This is a genomic window from Chitinophaga sp. OAE865, assembly GCF_040546735.1.
Classification (GTDB): Bacteria; Bacteroidota; Bacteroidia; order Chitinophagales; family Chitinophagaceae; genus Chitinophaga; species Chitinophaga polysaccharea_A.
In genome coordinates, this window is sequence record NZ_JBEPOF010000001.1 from 1,678,170 (window position 1) to 1,698,567 (window position 20,398).

A 20,398-nucleotide genomic window follows, 5' to 3' on the forward strand; every position below is an offset into this window, starting at 1 on the left:
GAAAAATGCGCAGCAGTAACGGCGCTTTAACGGGTCTATTCTCCCGGTTCCAATGATAAAACAAACTCCAGATATGACTTTTTTAGTAATATGATGCTGTTGCTAAAATATTCCATCGTGGCTGAACTGATTTCATGTAGCTCCTGGATGGCTGCATAATCCGGTACCATATCCTGCATAAAAGTGCAATCACGCTCATTGAACCACTTTAATCTTTCTTCCATGTCTTCAGGGAAATTCAGAAACAGCTTCCCCTGCCGGATGTTTTCCATAACCATCCGGAATCCCCAGCACTCGGCCGACAATTCATCAAACAATGCCTGCAACGATTCCATTTCTTGTCCGCCGGAATTAAACAACAGGCTGATACAATGAATGATCCGTATCACCTGTTCATTCAGCTGCCGACTGGCTTGCTGGTACTGCAGGATTTCTGTGTATTTTTCCATAAGCAGAACGGCCGTAGCCTGGCTGCGCTGCATAGCTATGTTGTAGTGATATTGAAACGCCTGCTGGTCGTGCTGCTGAAGCCACATCTCTTCAGCGGCAACATGTGTGGATAACATCCTCGCCAGCTGCCTGGCGCGTGCTGCGCTGTATTTTTGCCCGTCAAATTCAAAATAACTGGTCTGGAACTGCCCATTGCTGATGGCCTGAAGGGTTTCTGCATCCTGGCGGTCGCGGTAAAAAGCCCGCATTCTTGTAATGTTATCCGGATGATAGAGGTCCTGGAAGCTACCTGTCTTTATTTCCGCGGGCGTAAGCATCCGGGTGAACTCCCCGCTAATGCCGGCGAACTCCCTGTTATCATAGTACTCATTAAATGCCCTGGGATACTCGTACAACCGGTGACGGTGAGAAAGTTCTTCAATATACGTGGCCGGCGATATCTCAGTAAGCGGCGCTTCACCGGCATGCGTCGTAAAATTATACACCAGTGAAGTCATTTGTTCCTGGATATTTTCCGGCTCGTTAAACAGGTCCCAGGCGCTGGTGCTCACAGGTTTGCACTGTACCCCCGCTGCCAGATAATGCGCTTCCCGCGCTTCCCGCGAAAGATGTGAGGTCCATTGTTCCCTCAGCTGTACCCGGCTCTTGAGAAATGTCTGGAAATAATTGTCGGTAATAACCGGCAGCCCGGCAGCATCCAATGCCAGGTGGTTCTGGGAGGCATGATACCGGATCATGGCGCGTTGTGCCATAAAAATATTGGAAAAGCGGAGTGTCCTTTCTGCAAGGTCCGGTAATTTATGAAAACAGTGATCCAGGCAATAACCGCCCATTTCCTGCCTTCGCAAACCGCTTACCGCTGTTTCTGTACTGGTAAGACCTACAGCTACCGTATCTGCATAGTGCTCCATTTCCCCGCTCAGCTCCAGGTACTGCCGGTTGATGACAGCATATATTTTCCGCAATACATATTGCATACCGTTCAGGATCCCTGTAGTAATGTGCGCAAAAAAATTCAGCGGGCTGCTCCCCCTGCTCCAGCGCAGTTCTATTTCATTCCAGCGGTCATTTTCATACAGCATGCTATATAACATTTTGTTCAGCGCATAGATATAGCTGCCAAGCTTCATACTACGCTGCGAAAAATGCGCAAATTCGTGCGCCAGCAGCATTTTGAACTCACTCACATTTACGCTGTTGATCAACCCTAAACCAATTTCCAGGTTTTTTCCCGCCGGCCAGAACAAACTCAGGAAGCTCGAATGATAGAACACCGCGGTATTCATGTCGGGTACAACGAATATCTTTTTAGGAAAACTGATGCGCGTATCTTTTACCAGCCGCGTAATAAAGTCAAATAAACGGGGATGATGATCCGGAAAGATCTGTGTACGGTAAGGACTAACTGGGGGACGCTTGTTAAACAGAAATTTTATCAGAAAAAATAAGACCATGCCACCCAGTACAATAAAACTGAACCCGGTGATGCCGGTACTCCAGGCCGGATAGGCACGGAATAACATGATCCCTCCCCATATGCAGGCAACAGCCAGGGCGATGGCTGCAAATAATAATACCACGTAGAGAATAAAGAACAACACAACGTAGCTGATGGCTTTCATTACTTGTTGCCTAAATAATAACGTGGGCTCAATAAGTGCCAGATCCGCGTTATCAGGGCACTCAGGGTATAAGTTGGTCATAACAAAATGTCAGGTTAGATGCGGTCGTAACAGCAAAAGGGATTTAAATGTAGACAGTATCATAAAATTATTCATCTCCCAAAGGATATCGGATATTGATACGAGACATATTATTCCCCCTTATTGTAATGGATCCATAGCAATTACTTTTTAATATTATATTATGGCTGATATATTGATCCACATGCTCTGAAAGAGCACTGTCTGCCCGAAGACAGTACCCTTTTACTGTTAAAAATATACTTATCTTCTTATCCAAGTATCGGGTGTCTTTTATAGGGAGCCGTACGGTCAAATAAATAGCGGTAGGTGACCAGTCTGCGGGAAGGAACAGCGCCGAGGCTTTCTGCCACATTTTGCATTCTCGGATTAAAATCGCCGATCCATTGCATTTCATATTCTTCGTAGTTCGACTTTCCGCCCTGGATTAATTTTGCGCCTTCCACGATCATATAGGCATCTACGCCCTTTCCCTGGAATTCAGGGATGATACCAAATATAATCCCTACCATCTTTTTGCAGTAGCCGGTTTGTTTCAGCCACAGGAATTTCAGCTTTTGTAACAAACCAAACCTGCCGTTCATATGCTTAATATACTGGTTCAGATCCGGTAGGTTCAGCCAGATAGCAATGGGATCTTCGTTATAGTAAACAAACCAGGCAATTTTTTCATCCAGCAGTGGCTTCATCTGTTTAAACAATACCAAAGCCTGTCCTTTTGCCATTTCCTTACCACCCATATGCTGTGCCCATGCCTTGTTGTATACGATGCTAAAGGCTTCTGCAAAACGCGGTAGTTCGTTTTTACGGATATGCACCGCCCTGAATGCAGGATCCGCTTTAATTGCAGCATGCCGGCTGAAAAATTTCGGTTGCAGCTGATCGCTTACCTTCATTCCGTAACAGATCTGGTTGAAAAAAAGCTGGAAGCCGTACTCCTCAAATAAACGTATATAGTAGGGAGGATTGAAGTTCATGCAGTATAATGGCTCATGAAACCCTTCTGTGAGCAACCCCCACCAGTTATTCCGTTCCCCGAAATTGATGGGGCCATCCATCGCGCCCATCCCTCTTTCCTGCAACCACTGCCTGGCAGTATCAAAAAGCAGGTTGGCGGCTTCCTGCTGATCTATACAATCAAAGAAACCCACGCCACCTACCAGGCATTCGTCTCCTTTGGTCTTATATTTTTTATTAACAAAAGCGGCAATCCTGCCGGCTAACCTGCCTTTGTCATCTTTTAAAATCCATCTGATGCATTCACCATGACGGAATGCCTTGTTCTTTTCAGGATCAAAAACACTGTTAATATCCTTATCCAGCGGCCTTATCCATCCGGGTACATTCTTGTTTAATTCCACATGCACGTCGAGAAATTGCCGGGCTGTCCGTTCGTCATTTACAATAATCAATTGCATTGAAACCGTTTATACAAATGTAATAAAAATGCATTGGCATTATTTTTTCTTCTTTCCCCGGTATGAAAAGAAGCTACATTTATCCCGCTATCCTGTTCCTGCTTATTGTGGTATTCAGCCTGGGGTACTGCCAGCAGCAACGTTATGTCCGTAAAGTACTGTCTGAAAACCAGCGCCTGTGGAACGAGAACCGCGATCTACGTAAAAACCTTGACCAGTCCGGGGCCGTGTCTCAGCAAATTACCAACCACCAGGAGCTCCGTCAGCGGGTAGCCGGCCAGTTTATTGAGCGCAGGGCGTATTACCGCCGGAATTGGCAGCAATTTATCGCCGTTACCGCCGGGGATTACCGCACCGGGCTGCTTGGCGGGATCAAAGATCTGGACATTATTGTGAGAAATCAAACGGAATATGCGCTTGATAATGTGGTTGTCAGTGTATCCTATATGCGTAACAACAACGAGGTTTTTAAAACGGAAAGATACACCATCACCAATATCCCCGGGAAAGGCACCCGCAGCATTGCCGCCTCCAACAGCCGCAAAGGCAGCAAGGTAGCTGTAAAACTGGTGAGTATTACCAGTCAGCCGATGAACTTCTGCTGGGCGGCTGATAAGCCCGTTCCCGCAGGTAATCCGGATCCGTACGAATGTGTGCCATCCGTGAAAAATGCAACCGAATAGCCACCTGTACCACACGGGATAATCAGTAACTTCACCGCATGATCCGGCTAATACCTACTACCATCGCCAGTGAAGCGATAAAGAATTTATATGAAGAAGCTTTCCCAGAAGAGGAAAGAAGGCCCTGGGATCAGCAATTGATGCTGATAGCGTCAGGAAAGTTACGGTTACTGCATATTGTAAATGACGATACATTCGCGGGCTTTATATTTTTCTGGCGTCTTCCCGGTTTCAGTTTTATAGAGCATTTTGCCATTCACCCCGGAGCGAGGGGAGGTGGTGCAGGCACGCAGGTAATGTTGCTGATGGAAGCTGAGCTGGGAGGGATTGTACTGGAAGTGGAACCGCCGGTAACGGAGCAGGCTATACGTAGAATTGGCTTTTATGAGCGGCTCGGTTACCAGGCATTTACAGAGCCTTATCACCAGCCTTCATATTATCCTCAATATCCGCCATTGGAATTGCGCCTGATGCAAAAGGGATTATCGCCAGGTACGGCCACTTTTCAAACTGTAAGGGACCGGTTATATAAATACGTTTATAATAAATAAAAAAGTACGGATAATATCCAGGGCATTAATGATGTAATCTCACAAACATCTTTGCCGCTGTTATCATCCGTACTTTCGTCATATATCCAAAGGTGGTTTATCCTACACGTGAAGGACGTTCACCCTGCTGTCTTTCCTGTGGTTGCCTTTGCTGCTGCTGTTGTTGTTGCTGTATTCTTTGCTGTTGCTGTTGTTGCTGTTGTTCCCTTACTCTCTGCTGTTGTTGCTGTTGTATCCTTTGCTGTTGCTGTTGCTGCTGTTGTATCCTTTGCTGTTGCTGTTGCTGCTGTTGTATCCTTTGCTGTTGTTGTTGTTGCTGTTGTTCTCTTTGTACCCTTTGTTGCTGTTGTTGTATCCTCTGCTGTTGTTGCTGTTGCTGTTGTTCTCTCACCCTTTGCTGCTGTTGTTGCTGCTGTATCCTTTGTTGGTCTTGTTGCTGTTGTTGTTCTCTTTGAACCCTTTGCTGTTGCTGTTGTTGCTGCTGCTGAATTCTCTGCTGCTGTTGTTGCTGTTGTATCTGTTGTTGTTCGGCAGTTCTGTCTGGTGTTATTCTCGATGGCCTGTTAAAGTTGCCTGGATTATTATTGTTATTAGCCGGATTCACCGGTTGTGTAGTACCTGTTCTCACCCTTCCGTTATTGTTACCAGGGAAGTTATTACCGGTATTGTTATTGGCCGGCTGATTCACTTCACCGGGGCGTACCCTGTTACCTCCATTATTATTGTTGTTGCCCGGTTGGGTAACAGTATTTCCGGGTGTAACACGGCCGGGACGGTTGTTATTATTGTTATTTATTGGTTGTACCGGTCTTGTACGGTCTATCTCACGTCCTCTCTGGATAGCGGCAGCATCCGGGCGGTAAATACGTAACTGGTTATTTTCAACCCTGCCACCAATTGGTCTGCTGGTGTTTTCCACTCTCACAGGGCGTATAGCCTGGCCTGAATAACGTTGTACCTCGTTGGCACTCGGGCCGGCATATACTCTTCTGCCACCGTAATTATTGGTGTTATTGATAACAGTGGTGTTGTTGATAATAGTTACATTCCTGCTGTTATTAACATAGTAGTTATTGATCCGTGGGCTGTTAATGTACTGTCGTGGTACAAACGCCCAATAATTGGCTGGTGCATTATAAGTATACTGTGGCCCCATTGGCGCCCATCCATAGTAGTCGCCGCCGGATCTCCAGCTTACCCATGCCGGTGCCCAGTCGTAGCCTGGTACCCACATCCATCCCTGGAAGTCGTCATATAACCAGCGACCATAGTGGAACGCTGCCCAACCCCATGCGAAATCAGATGCCCAGGTCCAGCCGTAGTCGGTGTATACCCAGTGCCCGTTTGTATAGTAAGGCCTGAAGTCTGGCCCTGCATTAGGGATCCACACCCGGTCGTACCCGGGGTAGCTTGCCCAGCGGCCATAAGGGCTCAATTCGTCGTAAAAGGAAATAGATCCGCCCACCTGTACCTGCGGTCCGCTGGCATAGGAAGAGCCATATTGATCATCGTATGCCGGTGCATATGTAGATGCACAACTGCTGACGAAAAAGCCCAAAAATAAAAGTGATATTCCTGTATGTTTTAATAAACTGTTCATAACTCCTGTTTTTTAGTCCTGTAGGTATTGTTTTTTGTAAGACCCTGGAGATGTAATGAATGCTTTGTAAAGATTGTCTTTATATCAACAAGCATTTTTAAATGGTTTGTGAAAAAGTATTAGAAGGCGGAATCATTTTAAATTGTTAAAGGATTATGTTAAAATTTTTATAACGCGCTTTGCTGCAGTTACAGCGCTATATATGCTATCAGACAAAAATGGTTCCAAATTCGTAATCGCTGTAATAGCTTGCGTTCCAGCGGATAACAGAAGCATATATGGAATAATAAAACATTCCTGTAATATTCCATCGGTTGCATTGATATATGCTTAGCTTTTAACTGGGATCTTGTCGTACAGTCGTTACGTTTAGTGTGTTTCACAGTAATGTTTCATGTACAGGATAACATGTATAAACGCAGGCGGGGAGAGGGATAAGAAGGAAATGATAATTTTGGGGCGATGCGGGGCAGTAGAGGCACTGATGTGCCGAAGTAAAATGCCGGAGCTCTCACCCCGGCATTTTGTACTTACACGGTGTATTCGCCCACTTTAGTGCCGTCATCTTTCAGCATGGTGAGCACCAGTTTCTGCTGATCGGCTTTTATTTTTATCAGTGTACGATAACCATCTTTTGGTCCGCCGCCAATAATAAGCGGGTATTCATGCTCTCCTTTTACAGGCGCATATACGCCATATTTGTGGGTATGGCCGCAAATAAGGATATCAATTTTATGTTTGTTGAACAGGCTGCCAAACATCTCGCGGCAATGTTTCACGCCGTGCCAGTCGCCGGAATGGTAATGCGGAATATGCATCATTACAACTTTATGCTTTGCCTTTCTGAAAGCAGGACTTTGCAGTTGTTGCTCCAGCCAGCGCGCCTGTTGCTCGCGGTAGGCATCAAAATCAACGATGCCTGCATATACCGGGTGCCCGTCTTCCTTATCTTCTCCTGTGTCCAGTACAATGGCCGACACAGGGCCTATGTTAAAAGTGAAATAATTGTTGTGGCCGGGATTGTCGAAGTACTGGTGCCATTCCCTGGCGTATTTCCCGCGGGTTTCATGGTTGCCCCGTACATACATGAACGGCGTTTGCGTGGAAAAGGTATCGCCGCAGGGAGTGAGCATATGGTCAATGATCTGTTGCTCGTCTGATTGGTAATCGAATACATCTCCGTTAAAAAACACGAAATCGTAAGGGTCGTTGCCGTTCAGCTTCATCAGGTGGGGAATAGAAGCAGGACGGTCGTGGATGTCGTTGATAATCACCCAGGAAACTTCCTTTTTCTGCGGATCGGGCGCGGTAAAGGTATAGGTGGCGCTTTCTATGGTATCGCCATAGGTAAGCTTATAAGGTTCAAACGACACAATATCTTTTGAGCAAACCTTGTAACTGTACTTTTTTCCGGGCTCCAGCTGTTCCAGTTCTATGCGGTGCAGGCGGTTATTGGCATCTACCAGCCCGTTTGTAACGCGGTGAGCCTTTTTATTCAGCTGGCCATCTGTTCCGTATTCCACCCAGCTGTAGCAGGGACGGCTGGTAAGCCACATCACTGAAATGGTATGCGGCCCGGGATACTGAAGATAAGGTTTACAGAGGAAGGCATGCTCAGGCCCTGCCGTAGGGGTAGTTCCCGGAAGTATAGCCGCTTTGGCCGCAGCCGGTACAATGCCGGTGATGCCCAGTAATCCTGCTTTGGAAAGGTTGCCCAGGAATGATCTCCTGGATTGTTCACTGTTTGACTTTATCATATTTGTATATTATGTATATATCAGGATAGCGGCTAAAAATAGCAAAGGAATTAAGAAAAGAAAGCTATTTTTATATGAATGGCGCCTGTAGCTTCACGTTATTTATGAATAATGAAAAAATATAATTTGATAGACTGCGCTTTACATTGCCGGGGCATAAAACTTTATTAATGATAAAATCGGTGAAAAATGCGGTGGGAAAAGGTTTTTTTTCGTCGTTAGCGTTTTGATTTTCATCCATTAACTATTACCTTTGCGGCAAATTTGGGAACTGTACGCTATAAATTGCTGCCGTTTTTGAACTATTACATTTTAGTATTTTTATAAACCTCTTTAAAAATATGCCTAACACAGGTAAGATCAAACAAATAATCGGTCCCGTGGTGGACGTGCACTTTGATGACAAATTGCCCGAAATCTACAGCGCATTGGAAATTACCCGCGAAAATGGTCAGAAAGTAGTATTGGAAGTACAGCAGCACCTGGGTGAAGACAGTGTTCGTACAGTGGCGATGGACTCTACAGACGGTATGGTTCGTGGCATGACCGTAGTTGATAAAGGCGCGCCTATTAAAATGCCAATTGGCGACCAGGTTAAAGGACGTTTGTTCAATGTGGTAGGTGAAGCAATTGACGGCTTGGGTGATGTTGATGCTTCAAACGGTTACCCGATTCACCGTGAACCGCCTAAATTTGAAGATCTCGCTACTGAAACAGAAGTACTGTTCACTGGTATTAAGGTAATCGACCTCATCGAGCCATATGCAAAAGGTGGTAAGATCGGTTTGTTCGGTGGTGCCGGTGTAGGTAAAACAGTATTGATCCAGGAACTGATCAACAACATCGCAAAAGGTTACGAAGGTTTGTCTGTATTCGCCGGCGTCGGTGAGCGTACCCGTGAAGGGAACGACCTGATGCGCGAAATGATCGAAGCGAACATCGTTAAGTACGGCGATAAGTTTAAAGAATCAATGGAACACGGCGACTGGGATGTTGCCGCTGTAGATAAAGAATTACTGAAACAATCACAGGCTACGTTTGTGTTTGGTCAGATGAACGAACCACCGGGAGCACGTGCGCGTGTAGCCCTGTCCGGTTTAACACTGGCAGAATATTTCCGTGATGGAGATGGTTCCGCAGGTGGTGGTAGAGATATCCTCTTCTTCGTAGATAACATCTTCCGTTTCACACAGGCAGGTTCTGAAGTATCCGCACTGTTAGGCCGTATGCCTTCTGCGGTGGGCTATCAGCCAACACTGGCTACTGAAATGGGTCTGATGCAGGAACGTATCACCTCCACTAAAAATGGTTCCATCACTTCCGTACAGGCGGTTTACGTACCTGCGGATGACTTAACGGATCCGGCTCCGGCAACAACCTTCTCCCACCTGGATGCTACCACCGTATTGGATCGTAAGATCTCCGATCTTGGTATCTATCCTGCTGTGAGCCCGCTGGACTCTACCTCCCGTATCCTCACACCGGCTATCGTAGGTGAAGCTCACTATAACTGTGCACAACGCGTGAAAATGATCCTGCAACGTTATAAAGAGCTCCAGGATATCATCGCCATCCTCGGTCTGGATGAACTGAGCGACGAAGATAAGCTGACAGTATCCCGTGCACGTCGTGTACAGCGTTTCCTGTCACAACCTTTCCACGTAGCAGAACAGTTTACCGGTCTGAAAGGCGTACTGGTGCCCATCGAAGAAACTATCCGTGGCTTTAACATGATCATGGACGGTGAAGTAGATGAGTATCCGGAAGCAGCTTTCAACCTGGTAGGTAACATCGAAGCAGCTATTGAAAAAGGTAAGAAATTACTGGAAGCAGCGAATAACTAATTAAGTCAATGATCCCGGTATTGCCGGGATCATTACCCTTCACCATTTACGATCATAACATGCTATTAGAAGTATTAACACCTGAAAGAAAAATATATGCCGGAGAAGTGTACGGAGTACAGCTGCCGGGCATTGACGGTTCTTTTGAAATACTGGATAAACATGCGCCATTAATTGCAGCCCTCGGAAATGGTAAAATGAAAGTGCTGAAAGATAAAGCTCACTCCGAGTTTTTTACCATCAGCGGCGGATTTGTGGAAGTGTTGCGCAATAAGGCTACCGTACTCGTAGAAGGCGCTGTAGCAGTGGAAAAATAAGCATACCAGCAAAAATATAATAACCGGGCCGGGTAAGAATACCCGGCCTTCGTTTTGTCCTAACTATTCCAATCTTAGATGACCCGGTGAAGGACAGGATTGCCCACCGGGATTTCCTCTCTATTCATTATGTACAATACATTACCGGTACGGCTATACGAGACATCCGCAGTAACTACATGTACATCAATAGACAACCCTATCAAGGCTGTATATATTACCTAATGAATATGCCTTTGACGATAATCAGTTAGTGATCAGGTAAAATTCTGGTATCGGTCTATAGAAGGAGCAAAAAATTTCATGGGTTTTGCCTTCATAGGTGTATCTTATCGGTTATTTACTTACCTGAAAACGGGCTATGTAGCTGGTTTGACCTGCCAATTACTTTAGCAAGATATTTAATTTGTTTTAAATAAACAGCATTCATCCTGTTCATTTTTCACTTTAAATAACGGCCCCAGCCCATGTTGTTCTTTTTCAGAATATTACCATTAATTTAAGGAAGGATCAATTGGGTAGTTTGCCATCATGGCAAAGGTACTGCCAAGATTTTTAAGGGATTGCTGCCATATTTGCTGCTCTCTGCGCTCAAATATCAGGGAAGTATCGCTGTCAGACAAGATCCAGGATTTGTCCTTCACCTCCTCATCCAGCTGCCCTTCGGTCCAGCCGGAATAACCAATAAAGAACTTTACCCTGTTGGGCTCCAGTAAACCCTTATTGATAGCATTCACCACCTGGTCAAATTTACCTCCCCAGAACACCCCAGGCAATATCTCCTGCCCGCCGCTGATCAGCTCCGGGTGCCGGTGCACAAAATGAATGGTATCCGTTTGTACAGGGCCTCCATAGTAAACAGGAATATTAGTGATCAATACCTCCGGCACAAGATCACTAAGCGTTTGATCAAACAACTTGTTAATTACAAAACCAAAACTGCCTTTTTCCTGGTATTCACAAAGAAGTACTACCGCGCGCGCAAAATTCGGATCTTTCAAAAATGGATCAGCTATCAGCAAAATGCCGGGCGACAAAGTTACCATAGACAAACAATTTTATAGCCTGTTCAAATTTAACTAAATGATTGAATAGTAAAGAAAAAAGAAAATAAGGAGGAAAAAAAGTAGGGAAAATAAAAAAGGAGGCTAGAAAACCTCCTTACCATTTTATCAACCAAAATCTAAATCGCTTATGGAACGAATCCACATCGATGTATGTAGAAAGTTTAATTACTTTGTTATGATCCTTAACTAATCAAAATTAGTACCAGATTCTGAAGCAAAGGTAAGGAAAGAAGCAATAATAAAATCAGCAATACCCAGTTAAAATTACGTTAAAGTGATATTGTATTGCGAAAATAACGCACAGAGGCAGGATACGGCCTGGAATTTTGTATCATAGTTGCTATAGCAAACATCTTTTTTAACATATTTTAATATTTCTATGCACTTATCTTTGAGATAATTAAAGCCTGATAAAAACTTACATGATACCACTGAAGAAGATTTTCCCCGTTATCGTTGTACTGATCACACTGTCACTGTTAGGCATTATCTATATTCAGGTCAGTTGGATCAGAAGTGCTGTTCTCATCAAACAGGAGCAGCTTTTTCAGCGCGCTATCAATATGACCCAGGATGTATACAACGACATGATGTACCGCCGGCAGGCTGCAGTGATGTTTAAACTGGACGCCAAAGAGCCACCGGCTACTACAAAAGGATTCAGCCTGGATATTAACCGCGTGCCTTACCAGCCACCGGCAGTGAGCGACTTTTTTACCGTGCAGGAAGTGAGGCGTTGTATCCAGTCCAATATGAGGAAAAATCACCTCGATTCCACCAACTTTGAGTTCGCCATTCTTGGGATAGTGCCCGGATCCGATCTGGCCAATATCAAGATGCAATCTGCCGGCTTTGTGCAGATGTACCAGAAAAGCCAGGAAGACAGCCTGAAGAGGCTCAACGACTATAAAGTACAGGTAATCAATCTTACTGAACAAACTGATTTCAGCCCAAGAGTGGAACGGCTGATGATTGTTATGCCTGCCGATGATTCTATTGCCAAACAGTTAGGGATCATGATCTCCGGAGGTGTACTGTTCACCATGATCATTATTACCGCTTTTGCGCTTACCATCCGCACCCTGCTGAATCAGAAAAAACTTTCGGAAATCAAATCCGATTTTATCAATAACATGACCCATGAACTGAAAACACCGCTGGCTACTATTTCACTGGCCATCGACGCTATCAGGAATGAGAAAGTCATGTCAAAACCGGAAAAAATCCAGTATTTCTCCGGCATCATCAAGGAAGAAAATAAACGGATGAACAAACAGGTAGAAAGCATCCTGCAGTCTGCCCTCCTGGAGAAAGATGAAATAGCGCTGAAACTGCAGGCTACAGATGTACACCAGGTGATTGAAAATACCGCCAACAACCTGCAGCTGCAGCTGGCTGCAAAGAACGGCTCGGTAAGCCTCCAGCTGGATGCCATCAATCCCGTTATTATGGCAGACGATGTTCACTTCTCCAACCTCATCTTCAACCTGATGGATAACGCGATCAAATATTCCAATGATCAGCTGGAGATAAGGATTCAAACTTATAATACCCGTAAAAGCCTGTTCATCGTGATTGCCGACAACGGTATCGGTATGAGCCGCGATACTATTTCACGTATCTTTGAAAAGTTTTACCGCGCACATACCGGCAATGTACATAACGTGAAAGGTTTCGGCCTTGGGCTTACTTATGTTAAAGCCATTGTAGATGCACATAAGGGAAAAATTAAAGTGGAAAGCGTGGTAGGTAAAGGCAGTAAATTTACCCTCGAATTTCCACAGGAATTAGATAAAGGCTAAAGCATATGATACTGAGTGAAAAAGAAATACAGCATTTTAAAAATCCTATTGCAGTTCCGGGCCTGGGCATCACCATGCAGGAAAAACTGAAAGAAGCCCGCGTACTGGTAGTAGGCGCCGGCGGGCTCGGAAGCCCGGTGGTACAATATCTCAGCGCCAGCGGGGTAGGAGTGATCGGCATTGCAGATTATGGAGTGATCAATGATGAAGACATGCATCGGCAGCCTATTTATCAGATGCAGGATATCCGCAAACACAAAGCGAAAATGGCAGCCAGCCGGTTGTGGGCAGTCAACCCGTATACAAAACATTATCCCATTCTCATGCAGGTAAAACCTGAAAGCATTAACATGATGCTGGTGGGATTTGACCTGGTGATCGACTGTACCCAGCACCTGCCTACCCACCTGGTGATCAACGATGCCTGCCTGGTACATAATAAACCGTTTATTACCGGGGAAGTGCATAACTGGATGGCGTGGTTCGCCGGTTTTAATATGCCTTTGCCGGATGGCACCACCTCCGCTTCTTACCGTTGTGCATTACCACTTACGGAAGAATACCGCAATTTCGATGCAGGCGCCCTCGGAGCTACTCACGGCGCCCTCGGCACCCAGATCGTTTGCGAAGTGATCAAATACCTGATCGGTGTTCCGCTGGGTATTGCCGGTAAATTTTATGGTATCGACTACCTGCATAACCAAACCATCGTGCACGACCTGCAACCCGACACCGCGTTGATTGACAGCACCCGTGCAGCCGGTGTTCTCACCGCAGAAGAATATGGTCTGGAAATAGTCCCCGATGTGGAGGACTAAGGATACTGCCCGCCTTCGGCGGGGAAATTGTCTTGGAGCAGGATTACGCTGATTATACTGATTAGTTTGATTCTAGTTTTTATAAAAGATTAAGGGAGATAAAAGCGAATCAGCTTATATCTCCCTTAATCTTTTATAAAAAATAAATAAAAAACAAAATCAAACTAATCAGTATAATCAGCGTAATCCTGCTCCAGGACAATTTAAATCGCCGAAGGCGATCCCCTCCGCTGCATTAAACTTCCGCAAGTACCGTTTTGGCGCCTATTTTCAGTTCATGCTTCACGCCCAGTTTAAGGGAGTAGTTCTCCGCCTGGTGCCCACTGGGAAAGCCAAAGCAAACGGGGAAGTCGTAATCTTTAACGAGGTTGCTGATAATTTCATACTCCGACTGCCCGAAAGGCGTATCCGTTTCCTGACCATCTGTGAAAGCGCCTACCACAAGCCCGGCCAGGTTATCCAGCCAACCGGCGCGTTTCAGGTTATACATCATACGGTCCACATTATACCGGTATTCACCGATATCTTCCAGCAGCAGGATCTTTCCTTTTGTATTGATCTGTGATGGTGTACCTGAAAGGTTGGCGAGGATAGACAAATTACCGCCCACCAGTATGCCGGTGGCCCTTCCTTCCCTGTTCAGCGGATGTGCCGGTGCGGAATAACGGTAGGTTTTGCCCCGCAATGCTGCCGCCAGACTTTCGGTATATTCATTGTCAACTGTAGCGGGAGTAATACCGCTGCACATCATGGAATGCAGTGTGGCAATGCCTAAACGCCTTTGTACATGCGCATGCAGTGTAGTAATATCGCTGTAGCCGCAAAGCCATTTGGGGTGCTTCCTGAAACGAGTGAAATCCAGTTTATCTATGATGCACACCATGCCATAACCACCACGGCCAAATATAATCGCTTTTATTTCAGGATCGTTTAGCATATCCTGCAGCTCTTCCAGCCGCAGCTCGTCCGGTGCGGAGAAATTGTGAAAGCTGGTTCCCACAGTAATCCCCAGATGCACCCGGTACCCCCAGGAAGTGAGTACGCCACGTGCATACTCCGCCGCCTGCAGATCCATTTTGCTGCTGGAGCAGGTAATTCCGATCAGATCACCTTTTTTCAAATATGGCGGAATTTTTACCATTGTTCCTTTTGTTTACCTTTGCAGATTAGTTAGCGTAAATTCATTCTTTTTTCGCCGACTAAGGTGATAAATTGTTATGGTGATTCCAAAAACAATCATCGATTTAAAGTTTATTTAAGCATTCGTTAAGAGAATATGGCAAAATTTAATAGATATTTAATAACTGCGGCATTACCGTATGCCAATGGCCCGGTGCACATCGGACACCTTGCCGGCTGCTATCTGCCTGCAGATATTTACGTACGTTATTTACGCGCAAAGAAAGCAGATGTAAAGTTTGTTTGCGGTACAGATGAGCACGGAGTTCCCATCACCATCAAAGCAATGAAGGAAGGAGTAAGCCCCCAGGATGTGGTAGATAAATACCACAAAGTGATTGGCGACAGCTTTGCTGCAATGGGTATTTCCTTCGACATTTTTGCCCGTACCAGTGCCCCTGTACACCATCAGACCTCGCAGGATTTTTTCCTGAAGATGTACAACGATGGCTTGTTTGAGGAAAAAGAAAGCGAACAGTTTTTTGACCCGGAAAAGGAAATGTTCCTGGCAGACAGGTACATTATAGGCACCTGCCCCAACTGCGGTAACGATAAAGCATATGGCGACCAGTGTGAGCGCTGCGGCAGAACCCTCAGCCCCGACGAACTGATTAACCCGCATTCCGCACTGAGCAATGCGCCACTGGTGAAAAAGAAAACCAAACACTGGTACATGCCACTGCAGAATTATGAGCCGTGGCTGAAGGAGTATATCATTGACGGGCATAAAGAGTGGAAGAATAACGTATACGGTCAGTGCAAAAGCTGGCTGGACAGCGGCCTGCAAAGTCGCGCTATGACCCGCGACAGCAACTGGGGTATCAAAGTACCCCTGCCAGATGCAGACGGGAAAGTATTGTATGTATGGTTTGATGCACCTATTGGTTATATCTCCGCTACAAAGGAACTGACCGAAAACTGGGCTGACTACTGGTGTAAAGACGATACCAAGCTGGTACACTTCATTGGTAAAGACAACATCGTTTTCCACTGTATCATTTTCCCCGCCATGCTGAAGGCGCACGGCGGATTTGTATTGCCCGATAATGTACCGGCCAACGAATTCCTTAATATTGAGGGAGAAAAAGTATCTACCTCCCGTAACTGGGCAGTTTGGGTAAATGATTATATCCAGGACTTTCCTGATCAGCAGGATGTGCTGCGCTATGTATTATGCGCTACTGCTCCGGAAACAAAAGACAACGACTTCACCTGGAAAGATTTCCAGGACCGGAATAACAGCGAGCTGGTAGCCGTATTTGGCAACTTCGTGAACCGCGCCATGGTGCTGATGCATAAACTGTGCGGAGGGAAAGTGCCGCCGTTACATCCGGAGTTCATCAACGACGGCGACACGGAAATACTGAAAGAATTTGCCCTGGCAAAAGAGAAGATAGAAACCAGTATCGAAACTTACCGCTTCCGGGAAGCATTGTCTGAAGTGATTGAATTTGCGCGTAAAGGCAACCAGTACCTCCAGAAGAATGAGCCCTGGATCCTGGCCAGTGTACTTGATAAGCTGAAGGCAGGGGAACAGCATTCGAAATACCCGCAATACGAAGAAAAGGATATGGCTTACTTACAGGGACGTATCAACATCTGCCTGCACATCGCATTGCAGATGACCGCTAACCTGGCCATCTTCTCTCATCCGTTCCTGCCGTTTACAGCTAAAAAGATCTGTCACATGCTGAAGGTGGTAGACCGTATGCTCGAATGGGACAATGCAGGCAGCGACAAACTGCTGAGTGTAGGCTATTCCCTGCGTCCGCCGGAACTGCTGTTCAAACAGGTGGAAAATGAGCAGGTCACTGCACAGGTGGAAAAACTCCATGCCGGTTTAAAACAGGCGATGGATGCAGCTGCAGCAGCGGCTCCTGTTGTGGAGGAAACACCACCGGCCCCTGCAAAACCCGAAATTCAATACGATGATTTTGCCAAGCTTGACCTGCGTGTAGGCACCATCCTGCAGGCGGAGAAAGTAGCCAAGGCAGATAAGTTACTTAAATTGCTGGTAGACATCGGCACAGAACAACGTACTGTTGTTTCCGGTATCGCCATGCACTTCAACCCGGAAGATATTGTAGGCAAACAGGTAACCCTGGTGGCCAACCTGGCCCCCCGCAAAATGCGCGGCATTGAAAGCCAGGGCATGATCCTCATGGCAGAAGATAACGGGAAGCTTATTTTCGTGAACCCCGCTGAAGCGGTAAAGCCAGGCAGTGGAGTAAGCTGAAACCAGCCAGGGTAGCTTGATTCCCGATCAAGTCCACCTTCCCTCCGCATCACCTCAATGTATACAGCAACGGATACGCCGTGTGCAAGCAAGTGTAAAGCAGGTGTACACCGGGTGCAAAGCAATGACAAAGAAAGCAATGACAAAGAAAAGATTAAGGGAGATAAAAGCGAGTATATATTCGCTTTTATCTCCCTTAATCTTTAAAAATCCAAAGTAATCAAATCAGCTTAATCAGTTTAATCCTGAGTCAGACAAAATCCGCATCGCTGAAGGCGATCGCCGGTACAATTTTGTATCGGCTTTATTTTTATATGTGGATTATTATATGTTTATCTCCCTGCACCTGAAATATCCCTCAAATTGTTAAGCTCCTGCCCATTTTAACCGCCTTTACAAAAAAGTATTACAGAAATCGTATGTCCCCTGATGGTGGAACTCCAAAAAATGCTAAATTCAGGGATCGGTAAATTTAAGTTACAAATGCTGGAAGCTCCGCGTAAGCCGACAGCTAAAAGCCAAAGCAATGAGACACATCAACAAAGTAGCCGTTTTAGGTTCGGGGGTAATGGGATCAAGGATCGCCTGTCATTTTGCAGGTATAGGCGTACAGGTGTTACTGCTGGACATAGCGCCAAAGGAACTCAATGAGGCGGAAAAGAAAAAGAACCTGCCACTGGATCATCCGGCCGTGAAGAACCGGATTGTAAACGAGGCACTGCAGGCAGCTGTTAAATCCAACCCTTCGCCCGTTTTTACCAAAGATGTGATCAAACGCATTAAAACAGGCAACTTTACTGATGATATGAAACGCCTGGCGGATGCAGACTGGATCATTGAAGTAGTGGTGGAAAACCTGGATGTGAAGAAAAGCGTGTTTACCCAGGTGGAACAATTCCGGAAACCGGGTACACTCATTACCTCCAACACTTCCGGTATCCCCATACACCTGATGACGGAAGGCCGCAGCGAAGATTTTCAAAAACATTTCTGCGGTACCCACTTCTTTAACCCACCCCGCTATCTCCGTTTACTCGAAATAATTCCAACACCACATACAGATCCCGCCGTGGTTGATTTCCTCATGCACTACGGTGATCTTTTCCTCGGAAAAACAACCGTACTGTGTAAAGATACCCCGGCATTCATCGCCAACAGGGTAGGTGTATTCTCTATCATGGCCATTTTTCACATCATGCAGGAAATGGGCCTGGGCATCGACGAAATTGACGCACTCACCGGCCCGGTAATAGGCCGTCCCAAATCCGCGACGTTCCGCACCGCCGATGTGGTAGGAATAGACACCCTGGTGAAAGTTGCCAAAGGCGTGATGGAAAACTGCCCGCAGGATGAAGCCATCGGCATCTTTAAAATACCTCCATTCCTCCAGAAAGTAGTGGAGAACAACTGGCTGGGAGATAAAACAGGCCAGGGATTTTATAAGAAAACAAAAGGCGAAGGCGGCAGCAAGGAAATTCTTACGCTGAACCTTCAAACAATGGAATACGGCCCCAAGCAACGGGCAAAATTTTCCAGCATTGATGCTGCCAAACCCATTGAAGACCTGAAACAACGTATTAAAGCACTGGCGGGAGCTTCAGACAAAGCCGGTGAATTCTACCAGCAGTTCCATGCCTTCCTTTTCTCTTATGTATCACACCGCATCCCTGAGATAGCAGACGACCTCTATAAAGTAGACGACGCTATGAAGGCGGGTTTCGGCTGGGAAATTGGTCCCTTTGAAACCTGGGACCTGCTCGGTGTGGAAGCATCCGTAAAACTTATTGAAGCCAAAGGGCTCACCGTGGCTCAATGGGTAAAAGATATGCTGACAAAAGGCATCAACAGCTTCTACAAAGCAGATAACGGCAAGAAATTATATTACGATATAAGTACGCAGGCCTATAAATCATTACCCGGGGAAGGACAGTTCATTATCCTGGAAAACTTCTCCAATAATATAATCTGGAAAAACAGTGCCTGCAGTCTTATTGATATAGGCGATGGCGTAGTTTGTTTCGACTGGAAAACAAAAATGAATACCATTGGCGGGGAAGTGCTGGAAGGTTTGAATAAGGCGGTAGACCGCGCTGAGAAAGACTTTCGAGGACTGGTAGTAGGCAACGAAGGCACTAACTTTTCTGCCGGCGCCAATGTGGGTATGATCTTTATGCTGGCGGCAGAACAGGAATATGATGAACTGGACATGGCCGTGCGCCTTTTCCAGCGCAGCACTATGCGTCTCCGTTATTCCTCCGTACCGGTAGTGGTGGCGCCACATGCGCTTACTTTGGGCGGTGGTTGTGAAATGTGCCTGCATGCGGATAAAGTACAGGCTGCGGCCGAAACCTATATAGGGCTGGTGGAGCTGGGCGTGGGCCTGATTCCCGGCGGCGGTGGCACCAAGGAAATGACGCTCCGCGCCAGCCTGGAATTCAAAGAAGGGCGTATAGAAGAAGAGCCCCTGAAAGATTATTTTATGACCGTTGCCACCGCTAAAGTGGCCACTTCCGGTTTTGAAGGGTTTGATATGGGCGTACTGAAAAAAGGACATGATGAAGTAACCATGAACCTCAGCCGCCTCATCGCCGATGCCAAACGCAGCGTAATAGCGCTGGCCGACGAAGGATACACCCGCCCCGTGGAAAGAACAGATATCAAAGTAATGGGCCGCGGTGCTTTAGGAGCCTTACTGGCTGGCGTATACGCCATGAAGTTCGGTAACTATATTTCAGAACATGATCAGAAAGTGGCCAATAAACTGGCTTATGTAATGTGTGGCGGGGATCTTACAGAAGCTTCTTTTGTAAGCGAACAATACCTGCTGGATCTCGAAAGGGAAGCCTTCCTGAGTTTGTGCGGTGAACGCAAAACGCTGGAACGCTTACAAAGCGTGATCAAAACCGGCAAACCGGTACGAAATTAAAAACTGTTATTTCAATGTATGGGAAATGTAGTGAAGATTAGCCATAA

At 46.1% G+C, this 20,398-nt stretch carries 14 protein-coding genes; 8 read left to right on the forward strand and 6 right to left on the reverse strand.

Features of this window, described 5'->3' with window-relative positions:
• Positions 1 to 35: 35 nt before the first annotated feature.
• Both ABIE50_RS07070 and ABIE50_RS07075 read right to left on the reverse strand, forming a co-directional pair.
• Positions 36 to 2,153, reverse strand: a complete 2,118-nt coding sequence (locus tag ABIE50_RS07070; RefSeq protein WP_209866777.1) for a M48 family metalloprotease — start codon at positions 2,151 to 2,153, stop codon at positions 36 to 38.
• Positions 2,154 to 2,404: 251 nt separating this feature from the next.
• Complete coding sequence (locus ABIE50_RS07075) at positions 2,405 to 3,571, reverse strand: hypothetical protein (RefSeq protein ID WP_209866778.1); 1,167 nt, start codon at positions 3,569 to 3,571, stop codon at positions 2,405 to 2,407.
• Positions 3,572 to 3,633: 62 nt separating this feature from the next.
• On the opposite strand from ABIE50_RS07075, the gene ABIE50_RS07080 reads away from it, so the two are divergent.
• Positions 3,634 to 4,254, forward strand: a complete 621-nt coding sequence (locus tag ABIE50_RS07080; RefSeq protein ID WP_209866780.1) for a hypothetical protein — start codon at positions 3,634 to 3,636, stop codon at positions 4,252 to 4,254.
• Between the two features lie 38 nt (positions 4,255 to 4,292).
• The gene (locus ABIE50_RS07085) at positions 4,293 to 4,805 is read left to right on the forward strand and encodes a GNAT family N-acetyltransferase (RefSeq protein WP_209866782.1); all 513 of its coding nucleotides are present in this window, start codon (positions 4,293 to 4,295) and stop codon (positions 4,803 to 4,805) included.
• 97 nt (positions 4,806 to 4,902) lie between these two features.
• Here ABIE50_RS07085 and ABIE50_RS07090 read toward each other — a convergent pair whose 3' ends face one another.
• Together ABIE50_RS07090 and ABIE50_RS07095 are read right to left on the reverse strand one after the other, a co-directional pair.
• On the reverse strand, positions 4,903 to 6,405 hold the full coding sequence (locus ABIE50_RS07090; RefSeq protein WP_209866784.1) for a DUF6600 domain-containing protein: 1,503 nt from the start codon (positions 6,403 to 6,405) through the stop codon (positions 4,903 to 4,905).
• A gap of 530 nt (positions 6,406 to 6,935) precedes the next feature.
• On the reverse strand, positions 6,936 to 8,162 hold the full coding sequence (locus ABIE50_RS07095) for a purple acid phosphatase family protein (RefSeq protein WP_209866786.1): 1,227 nt from the start codon (positions 8,160 to 8,162) through the stop codon (positions 6,936 to 6,938).
• 341 nt (positions 8,163 to 8,503) lie between these two features.
• Between ABIE50_RS07095 and atpD the strand changes: the two genes are divergently transcribed.
• Both atpD and atpC read left to right on the forward strand, forming a co-directional pair.
• Entirely contained in the window at positions 8,504 to 10,006 is a 1,503-nt protein-coding gene (atpD, locus tag ABIE50_RS07100; protein WP_209866788.1) for a F0F1 ATP synthase subunit beta, read from the forward strand.
• 59 nt (positions 10,007 to 10,065) lie between these two features.
• The gene (atpC, locus tag ABIE50_RS07105) at positions 10,066 to 10,323 is read left to right on the forward strand and encodes an ATP synthase F1 subunit epsilon (RefSeq protein ID WP_142683809.1); all 258 of its coding nucleotides are present in this window, start codon (positions 10,066 to 10,068) and stop codon (positions 10,321 to 10,323) included.
• 494 nt (positions 10,324 to 10,817) lie between these two features.
• Here atpC and ABIE50_RS07110 read toward each other — a convergent pair whose 3' ends face one another.
• Positions 10,818 to 11,369 (reverse strand): YqgE/AlgH family protein, encoded by a 552-nt coding sequence (locus tag ABIE50_RS07110; protein WP_142683808.1) that lies wholly within the window; start codon positions 11,367 to 11,369, stop codon positions 10,818 to 10,820.
• 443 nt (positions 11,370 to 11,812) lie between these two features.
• Here ABIE50_RS07110 and ABIE50_RS07115 point away from each other — a divergent pair, with 443 nt between their 5' ends.
• Together ABIE50_RS07115 and ABIE50_RS07120 are read left to right on the forward strand one after the other, a co-directional pair.
• The gene (locus ABIE50_RS07115) at positions 11,813 to 13,192 is read left to right on the forward strand and encodes a sensor histidine kinase (RefSeq protein WP_260607343.1); all 1,380 of its coding nucleotides are present in this window, start codon (positions 11,813 to 11,815) and stop codon (positions 13,190 to 13,192) included.
• A gap of 5 nt (positions 13,193 to 13,197) precedes the next feature.
• The gene (locus ABIE50_RS07120; RefSeq protein WP_209866789.1) at positions 13,198 to 14,010 is read left to right on the forward strand and encodes a HesA/MoeB/ThiF family protein; all 813 of its coding nucleotides are present in this window, start codon (positions 13,198 to 13,200) and stop codon (positions 14,008 to 14,010) included.
• Positions 14,011 to 14,245: 235 nt separating this feature from the next.
• Here the strand turns inward: ABIE50_RS07120 and ABIE50_RS07125 are convergent, their stop codons facing one another.
• On the reverse strand, positions 14,246 to 15,130 hold the full coding sequence (locus tag ABIE50_RS07125) for a S66 peptidase family protein (protein WP_354027907.1): 885 nt from the start codon (positions 15,128 to 15,130) through the stop codon (positions 14,246 to 14,248).
• 156 nt (positions 15,131 to 15,286) lie between these two features.
• On the opposite strand from ABIE50_RS07125, the gene metG reads away from it, so the two are divergent.
• Together metG and ABIE50_RS07135 are read left to right on the forward strand one after the other, a co-directional pair.
• A complete protein-coding gene (metG, locus tag ABIE50_RS07130; protein WP_209866798.1) occupies positions 15,287 to 17,425 on the forward strand; it encodes a methionine--tRNA ligase in 2,139 nt (712 codons plus the stop codon).
• 526 nt (positions 17,426 to 17,951) lie between these two features.
• Positions 17,952 to 20,351 carry a 3-hydroxyacyl-CoA dehydrogenase/enoyl-CoA hydratase family protein gene (locus tag ABIE50_RS07135; RefSeq protein WP_209866801.1) on the forward strand — a complete coding sequence of 800 codons (2,400 nt, stop codon included), beginning with the start codon at positions 17,952 to 17,954 and terminating at the stop codon, positions 20,349 to 20,351.
• Positions 20,352 to 20,398 lie beyond the last annotated feature (47 nt).